Raw genomic sequence first — 8,338 nt, forward strand, 5'->3', positions numbered from 1 at the left:
CACGCCTCAGCGTGCATAGCGCAGGAACAGGAATTCACCATCTGGGATGGCGTGAACAAATCTCATGCGCCGCACCGTATGCGGTACCCCGGCCGTAATCCGCTCCGGGCCCGGCCCGATCAGCAGCGGCCCGATGGTCAGGCACAACTCATCGATCTTATCGAGGGCGGCCAGGGATCCGAAGAGATGCGGACCCCCCTCACACAGGATCTGGGTCACGCCCTCCTCCGCCAGCTGGGCCAGCAGCTCAGGCAGGGGCATCCGGCTGCGCGAGACCACCTCCAGGCGGGGAAGCTCGGACAGCCCGTTTTCCACGCGCCAGCGCTTGTGCTCCTCGTCGATCAGCTCGCCCTGGTAACCCTCCACCCGCACGGTGCCCGCGCCGACCAGGATCACGTCCGCGAACATCCGCAACACCTGCATCAACGCCTGATCGGCGGGGCCGCCCAGGCCACCGGCCCGGCCGTCGACCCACGCCGCGCCATCGAGCGACGACACCATGTTCATCCGCAGCATCGGCACGCTTCGGTCCGCGGGCGCGTATTCGTCGACGTATTTCATCTGGCCCTCACATGTTGTGCAGGGTGTAGGCGGGCTCGCGCCAGCCGAGGATGGCTTCGGTCATCCGCACCGCGTCCACGGACTCGCGCACGTTGTGCATGCGCACGATGCGAGCGCCTTGCAGGACGGAGAAGACTGCGGCGGCGAGGCTTCCGGAGAGCCGCTCGCCCTGGGGGCGGTCGAGGGTCTCGCCGATGAAGTCCTTATTGGACACGGCGGCCAGTGTTGGGTACCCAATAATGGAAATCTCATGCAAACGCCTGGTCAGTTCCAGGGTGTGGTGGGTGTTCTTGTTCAGATCGTGGCCCGGATCGATGATAATCTGCTCGGGCCGCACACCTCGCCCGAGCGCTATCTCGACCCGGTCACGCAGGAAGCCGGCGATCTCCCCCGCGATGTCGGCGTACTGCGGGCGGGGGAAGTGGGTACGCGGCTTGGCCCGGCTGTGCGTGATGATCAGCTGGGTATGCGGGTTGGCCGCCACCAGGTCGGCCAGCGCCGGATCGTGCAAACCCGTGGTGTCGTTGATGATGTGAGCCCCCGCCGCCAGAGCCGCCTGCGCCACCTCGGCCCGGAAAGTATCGACGCTTATCACCACATGCGGATGGCTTTGCGCCGCGGCCCGCACCACCGGCAGCACGCGCTCCAGCTCGACCGACGCGGCCACTTCGCCGTCGTCGGGGGAGAATTTCACGCCACCGATGTCCACCCAGTCGGCGCCTTCGGCCACAGCTTTGTCGACCGCCTCGTTCGCCTTCTCCAGCGCGAAGGTGGCGCCCTTGTCGTAGAAGGAGTCGGGTGTCCGGTTGACCACCGCCATCACGACGACCTGGCGATTGAAGTCGAACGTGCGCCCCGCGATCGTGCGCACCGGGTCCCGCAGCTGCGGGACAAAGACACCCTGCATGATCCCTATGCTAGGGCCTAGCCGAGCACCCGCAGCTGAAGACCTTTGCCGCTCGGGTGCTTGAGCACCAGCGTGTCGCCCTGGGCCGTGGCGCTCACCTCGCCGTCGAGCACCGCCAGCACATTGCGCTCGATCGCATCGATCACTCCGCCGCACGCCATCTTGGTGGAGGCCAGCGGCCCGAACTTGATTTTGCCGGGGCTCACCGTCGCGGTGCCGGTGAACCGGTTACAGCCGCTGTAGCCGGTGACTGTGCCATCTTCAAGAATGGTGAACTCGGCCGGCCTCATCTCGGCCGGCACCGATGAGGCCGCATCGACGTCCAGCGTTGACTCGACCACCCAGCGGCTGCCCAGAATCGGCCGGTCGGGATTGGCCACATGACGGTCGGCCAACCTGATCTCCCCATCCTTGCCGGTCAGGACCAGCTCGTCGCCCTTCAGCGCCCACGCCGGGGCGCCTTCCAGGAAGGTGCTCAGCCACTCGTCCTGCTCGTGACGGGCCTTGTCGCAGCCCATGTCGGTGCTGCCCATGCCGGACACGGCCATCTTGTCGGCCTTGAACTCGACGTCGCCGAACAGGCTGTTGCACCCGGCCCGCGCGGTGAGCTTGCCTTGCTCCGGGAACCCAAGAGAAATCTGGGTTCCCGGCACCAGGGCGTGCGCACCCACCTCGGTGGAGAGGAAGGTCCGCCCGGTCAGCTCGCTGCCGGTGGCTGGCCGAACCCCTGGGCTCCCGGGACCAGAGCCCGATCCACCGCAACCGGCCACGGCCAACGACAGCACAGCCGTCAGAGCGAGACCTATCCTCATGCGCTCTTCGACGACCCCGCTGGCGCTGAGGTTCCCCGCAGGACCGCACCGAATCGCGACGCGGCGACAGCGACCGCGGAGTCACGCGCCGCCACCGCTTCCTCGACCTTCAGGGTCCGGTCCGGAGCGCGGAAGGTGAGGTTGTAGGCCAGCGAGCGCTTGCCCTCCTCGATCCCCTTGCCCTGGTAGACGTCGAAGAGGCGCAATGACTCCAGCAGCGGGCCGGCGCCTTCCAGCAGCGCTGCCTCGACGGCCGCGTTCGGGATCTCCTGCGGCAGCACCAGCGCCACATCGATGAGCGCGGGTGGGTAGTTCGAGATGACCGGTGGCGGCGTGACCCCTGGCAACGGCACCGCATCGAGCTGAAGCTCCATGGCACACGTGCCGCGGGGCACCTCGAGCGCCGCGCAGATCTCCGGATGCAGCTCGCCGGCCATGCCGACGCTGACGCCGCCGATGGTTATCCCGGCACACCTTCCCGGGTGGAACGGCTTGCTGACCAGCTGCTCCACCACGATGTCGCGCTCCGGGACGGCCGAGGCGGCCAGCACGTCACGGGCTGCCTGAACCGCATCGGCCCAGCCGGCCACCCGGCCCGCGCCCCACCAGCCGGAACGCTCGAACTCACCGGCCAGCACCGCCGCGACCTGCCACGGCTGACGCGGCACGGCCGCATTCGCCTGCTGCCACAGCGATTCCTCGGGCCGGGCGGCCACCCCCATCGTGGGCGGCAGCGCGGCCTGCGGCGCGGGGAGGAAGACCAGCCCCTGCTCGAAGAGCGCGACGTCGCGCTGGCCCCGGCCCAGGTTGCGTTTGAGCGCGCCGAGCAGCCCCGGAAGCAGGCTGGTGCGCATGAACGGCTCTTCCTCCGAGATCGGGTTGGCCAGCCTCACCGCGTGCTCAGGCACGCCAAGCGTCTGCATGACAGACCGCGACACGAACGGATAGCTGAGCACCTCGACATAACCCTGCTCGGCCAGAGCACGACCGACGCCGCGCTTACGCCGCTGAGCCGCGGTCAAACCGTTGCCGGGCGGGGCGATCGGCAGCACGCTGGGAACGTTCTCGAAGCCATCCAGGCGCACCACCTCCTCCACCAGATCCGCGGGCTCACGCAGGTCGGGCCGCCACGAAGGCGGCACGACCTCAACCCGGTCGTCGTAGGCGGCCACGTCGCAGCCGATTTCGGTGAGCAGATCGGAGATGCGGTCAACCGAGTAGTCCACACCGATCAGCTTGCTGGGCTTGTCCGCGGCCATGGTGATGGTCACCGGCTCGCTGGGATAGTTGAGGTCGAGGACCTCCTTGCCCGCCTTGCCACCGCCATATTCGACCAGCAGGCTGACCGCACGCTCGATGCCGACCAGGCACAGGTTGCGGTCCACGCCGCGCTCCCAGCGCTTGGCGGCTTCGCTGAAAAGCTTGTGCCGCCGGGCGGTGCGCCCGACCATCGTCGGATCCCAGTGCGCCGCTTCGAAAAGCACATTGGTGGTGCCGTCGACGACCTCCGAGGTCTGCCCGCCCATCACCGCGGCAAGCGAGATCGGCCCCGTGTCGTCGCAGATCACCATGTCCTCTTCGGAGAGCACACGGGTTGACCCGTCGAGGGTCACCAGCTTCTCGCCCGCCTTGGCGCGGCGCACGACGAGGGCGCCGTTGATGCGGTCGGCGTCGAAGGCGTGCATCGGCTGGCCCAGCTCGAGCATGACGTAGTTAGTGATGTCGATGGGCAGGCCGAGGGTCCTGATGCCGGCCGTGGTCAGGCGGCGCTTCATGAAGTCTGGCGTCGGCGCCTTCGGATCGACGCCGCGCACGAGCCTTGCCGCGTACCGGTCACAGCCGGCCGGGTCGTCAATCGTCAACGGCCACGCGGGTTTCTTCGTGGCCTCGGTGTGTTTGCCGAGACCGGGGTCGGTGAACGGCACGTGGTAGGCGTGCGCGAGTTCTCTTGCCAGACCGCGGACGCTCATCTGGTACCCGCGATCGGGCGTGATCTCGACGGCAAGGCCGATGTCGTCCATGCCGAGCACGTGCCGCGCGTCGTCGCCCAGCTTGGCGTCCACGGCTGGGTCCAGCACGATGATGCCCGCGTGGTCGTCGCTGATGCCCAGCTCGCGGGCAGAGCAGATCATGCCGTTGGAGACGCGGCCATAGGTCTTGCGCGACCCGACTTCGAAGCCGCCGGGAAGCACTCCGCCCGGCAGGATCACCACGACGAGGTCGCCCTCGGCGAAGTTGGTCGCGCCGCAGATGACCTCCTGCGGCTTCGACTGTCCGATGTCGAGGGTCACGAAACGGATCGGCTTCTTGAACTCGGTCAGCTCCTCGATGGTCAGCACCCGGCCGACCACCAGGTCGCCGGTCACCAGCTCACGCTGGTCGACGATGTGCTCGACCTCGATGCCGAGGTTGGTCAGCGCCAGGTCGATCTCCGCGGCGCTCACCTTTGCGGGCAGCTGGACGTGCTCACGCAGCCAGGAAAGTCCCACTCGCATGCTCAGTGCACCTCCATGCCGAACGCGCGGGTGAACCGCACGTCGCCTTCGATCATTTCCCGCATGTCAGACAACCCGTTGCGGAACATCAGCGTCCGCTCGATGCCCATCCCGAAGGCGAACCCCGAGTACTCCTCGGGATCGATGCCGCAGGCGCGCAACACGTTCGGGTTGACCATTCCGCAGCCGCCCCACTCGACCCACTGCGGGCCGTCGCGGTGCGCCTCGAACCAGACGTCGAACTCTGCCGACGGCTCGGTGAACGGGAAGTAGTGGGGGCGCCAGCGCGTCTTGGCCAGCGGGCCGAACATGGCGCGGGCGAAGTGGTCCAGGGTGCCTTTGAGATGCGCCATGGTGATGCCCTTGTCCACCACAAGCCCTTCGACCTGGTGGAAGACGGGCGAGTGAGTGGCGTCGAGCTCATCGGTGCGGTAGACCCGTCCCGGTACCACGATGTAGATCGGTGGCTGGCGGGTCAGCATCGTGCGGGCCTGGACGGGTGAGGTGTGCGTGCGAAGCACCAGCCCCGACCCGGTCGCTGTTTCCGCGGCGGCAACCCAGAACGTGTCCATCAAGCCGCGGGCGGGATGGTCCGGCGCGATGTTGAGCGCGTCGAAGTTGGCCCACTCCAGCTCGACCTCGGGGCCTTCGGCCACCTCGTAACCCATGCCCACGAACAGGTCGCCGACGCGTTCCATGAGTGTCGTGAGTGGATGGCGGGCGCCGCGTGGCCGCCTGTCCCAGCCGAGCGTGACGTCGACCTGCTCCTCGCGCAGGACGCGTTGCTGCTCCTCGGCTTCCAGCTCAGCCAGCCGGGCGTCGTAGGCGGCCTGGATCTCCGAGCGCGCCTCGTTGACCCGCTTGCCCGCCTCGGCCTTCGCCGCCGGTTGCAGCGAACCGATTTCGCGCCGGGCCAGGGAGACCGCGGATCTGTCGCCCAGGTGCTCCGGCTTGAGCTCGGTGAGCGCCTTTAGCGTCGGTGCCGCGGCGAACAGCGCGCGGGAATGCTGCACGGCCTCTTTGAGCGCGTCGTCACTCAACAGCGACGGCTGCTTGGGATCGTACGGATCGTTGCGATATGTCATGAGAACTCCAGATGCGGCGACGGGCTAAGTCTAGGAGCACGTGGCTTGGCCACAGCCCACCGGGAGCATCTGAGGGGATTTGAGGTGCGATCAGCCCATCAGCCCGCGACCGGCGGGCTGGCTAAAGCTCTGGCGACGAGCGCTGCGCACGAGCCGAAGCATACAGGCACACGGCGGCGGCCGCAGCCAGGTTGAGGCTCTCCGCCCCGCCGTAGATCGGCACTCGCACGCGCTGGGCCCGGGCCATCACGGCTTCGGGCAGCCCGTGCGCCTCGCCGCCGAAAAGCCAGGCGGTCGGCTCGGCAAGCCTGGGCTCCAGCTCGAAGAGGTCGACGGCGCCGCGTCCGGTGGTCGCGAAGACCTGCATGCCGTCGAGCGCGTTCAGGACCCGATCGATGTCGCGCTCCCGGACTATGTCGACGTGAAACAGACTGCCGGCGCTGGCTCGAACGCATTTGCCGTTGTACGGGTCCACCGCATCGCCAGCGAAGATCACCGCTGCGGCACCGGCCGCGTCCGCCGTACGCAGGATCGTCCCGGCGTTACCCGGATCCCGGATGTCCACCGCCACCGCCACCAGCTGCGGCCGCCGCGCGACGACCTCTGCCAGCTCGCGGTCACGCTGCTCGCATACGGCCACAATCCCTTGCGGCGTAACGGTTTCGGCGAGCGCCTTCATCGCCTCCTCCGTCACCACCGACACCGGCGGAAGATCTCCCCCTCCTGCAAGCTCGGCGAGCCCGGCAGGCCCGGGGGCGGTGATGAAGAGCTCAAGCACCACGCCGGCGGCGAGCGCTTCGCGCACGGCCTGCGGGCCCTCGGCGAGGAACCGGCCCGTGGCGTCGCGTTCCTTGCGGCGCTGCAGTTTCAGGGCAGCAGAAACCCGGGGTGTCCGTGTCGTGTACGGACCTTCCCCGGGCTTGTGTGCTTGGGAGATCACGCGGGCTGGGCCGCTGCGACCGCCTTCTTGGCCACCTCGACAAGACCGGTGAAGGCCTTCTCGTCGTTGACCGCGAGCTCTGCGAGGATCTTGCGGTCGACCTCGACGCCGGCCAGTTTCAGGCCCTGGATGAGGCGGTTGTAGGTCATGCCGTTGGCCCGGGCGCCCGCGTTGATACGGGTGATCCAGAGCTGACGGAAGTCGCCCTTGCGGTCCTTGCGGTCGCGGTAGGCGTACTGCATCGAGTGCAGCATCTGCTCTTTGGCCTTGCGGTACAGGCGCGAGCGCTGACCACGGTAGCCCTTCGCCCCCTCGAGCAGGGTGCGGCGCTTCTTCTGGGCGTTGACCGCCCGCTTGACGCGTGCCATCTTCGTTTCCTCCTACTACTGAAAAATCGCAGTTGGCGCGCGTCAGCGCCCGAGCATCTTCTTGACCCGCTTGACATCCGCCTTGGCTACCTCGACGGTGCCGCTCAGGCTGCGTGTCTCGTGGGAGGACTTGACCTCCAGGCGGTGGCGTAGACCGGTCTGCTGGCGCAAGATCTTGCCGGAGCCGGTGATCTTCACCCGCTTGCCCATGCCGCTGTGGCGCTTCATCTTCGGCATACTGAAGTTCTCCCCTGGCTGTAAAAATGGTGCTTTGGTGCGTTGCATTAGATCGATCGAGCTGTAGCCCCGCGCTAGTTCTGGGCGACGGTCTCGTCACTCACAAGGCTCGCCTCGGGCGCATCGCCTTCGCCCTTGCGGGCTCCGGCAGCGGTCTTGGCGCTCCGATGCGGTGCAAGCACCATGATCATGTTGCGGCCGTCCTGCTTGGCCTGAGACTCGACAAAGCCCATGTCCGAGACTTCTTCCTCGAGCTTGCGCAGGAGCCGGAATCCCAGCTCCGGGCGGTGCTGCTCGCGACCCCGGAACATGATGGTCACTTTGACCTTGTCGCCGGCCTTGAGGAATCGCAGCACGTGACCTTTTTTGGTCTCGTAGTCATGCGAGTCGATCTTTGGCCGGAGTTTCATCTCCTTGATGACCGTCTGCTGCTGGTTCCGCCGGGCTTCCCTGGCCTTGAGCGCGCTCTCGTACTTGAACTTGCCGAAGTCCATGAGCTTGCAGACAGGCGGGCGTGCCATAGGCGCAACCTCGACCAGATCCAGATCCACATCCGCGGCCAGCTGCAGGGCTCGCTCCAGTGGGACGATTCCCACCTGCTCCCCCTCAGGGCCGACCAGTCGGACCTCTCTTGCCCGGATCTGCTCGTTCACGCGTGGCTCGACGCTGATGTGTCCTCCTCGATCGTTTTTCTGACGTGTGCGACCGTGTCAAAACAGAAGGCCCAGGCATCACTTACATGCCCAGGCCTGCTCGACCGGTCGCGTGCGCACGTCAGCGCACCCAAAACACCTAAGTGTTTCGGTGACCGGACCCAGCCGATCGAAACCGGATGGGTGGGAGCAGGCGCTCCGCTTGGATGACCGCACAATAAATGCAGTCAGGTCGACGCCAAGAGCGTATCACACGAAATGTCTAGCTGTAATTCTGGCG

At 67.0% G+C, this 8,338-nt stretch carries 9 protein-coding genes; all 9 read right to left on the reverse strand.

Annotation, left to right across the window (positions count from 1 at the left end):
• Positions 1-6: 6 nt before the first annotated feature.
• A complete protein-coding gene (locus Rhe02_RS43615) occupies positions 7-561 on the reverse strand; it encodes a dihydrofolate reductase family protein (protein WP_239124434.1) in 555 nt (184 codons plus the stop codon).
• Positions 562-568: 7 nt separating this feature from the next.
• Positions 569-1,444 (reverse strand): dihydropteroate synthase, encoded by an 876-nt coding sequence (folP, locus tag Rhe02_RS43620; RefSeq protein ID WP_373320788.1) that lies wholly within the window; start codon positions 1,442-1,444, stop codon positions 569-571.
• 41 nt (positions 1,445-1,485) lie between these two features.
• Positions 1,486-2,280 (reverse strand): META domain-containing protein, encoded by a 795-nt coding sequence (locus Rhe02_RS43625; RefSeq protein ID WP_203914421.1) that lies wholly within the window; start codon positions 2,278-2,280, stop codon positions 1,486-1,488.
• Complete coding sequence (pheT, locus tag Rhe02_RS43630) at positions 2,277-4,775, reverse strand: phenylalanine--tRNA ligase subunit beta (RefSeq protein ID WP_203914422.1); 2,499 nt, start codon at positions 4,773-4,775, stop codon at positions 2,277-2,279. Before pheT ends, Rhe02_RS43625 begins: the two co-directional genes overlap by 4 nt.
• A 2-nt stretch (positions 4,776-4,777) precedes the next feature.
• Positions 4,778-5,860, reverse strand: a complete 1,083-nt coding sequence (gene pheS / locus Rhe02_RS43635; protein WP_203914423.1) for a phenylalanine--tRNA ligase subunit alpha — start codon at positions 5,858-5,860, stop codon at positions 4,778-4,780.
• A gap of 121 nt (positions 5,861-5,981) precedes the next feature.
• The gene (locus Rhe02_RS43640) at positions 5,982-6,797 is read right to left on the reverse strand and encodes a TrmH family RNA methyltransferase (protein ID WP_203914429.1); all 816 of its coding nucleotides are present in this window, start codon (positions 6,795-6,797) and stop codon (positions 5,982-5,984) included.
• Positions 6,797-7,168, reverse strand: coding sequence for a 50S ribosomal protein L20 (rplT, locus tag Rhe02_RS43645; protein WP_203914424.1), 372 nt, complete (start codon positions 7,166-7,168; stop codon positions 6,797-6,799). The genes Rhe02_RS43640 and rplT overlap by 1 nt, the downstream gene beginning before the upstream one ends.
• Before the next feature lie 42 nt (positions 7,169-7,210).
• Entirely contained in the window at positions 7,211-7,405 is a 195-nt protein-coding gene (rpmI, locus tag Rhe02_RS43650) for a 50S ribosomal protein L35 (RefSeq protein WP_203914425.1), read from the reverse strand.
• A 74-nt stretch (positions 7,406-7,479) separates the two neighbouring features.
• A complete protein-coding gene (gene infC / locus Rhe02_RS43655) occupies positions 7,480-8,058 on the reverse strand; it encodes a translation initiation factor IF-3 (RefSeq protein WP_203914426.1) in 579 nt (192 codons plus the stop codon).
• Between the last annotated feature and the right edge of the window lie 280 nt (positions 8,059-8,338).

The organism is Rhizocola hellebori (assembly GCF_016862955.1).
GTDB lineage: Bacteria > Actinomycetota > Actinomycetes > Mycobacteriales > Micromonosporaceae > Rhizocola > Rhizocola hellebori.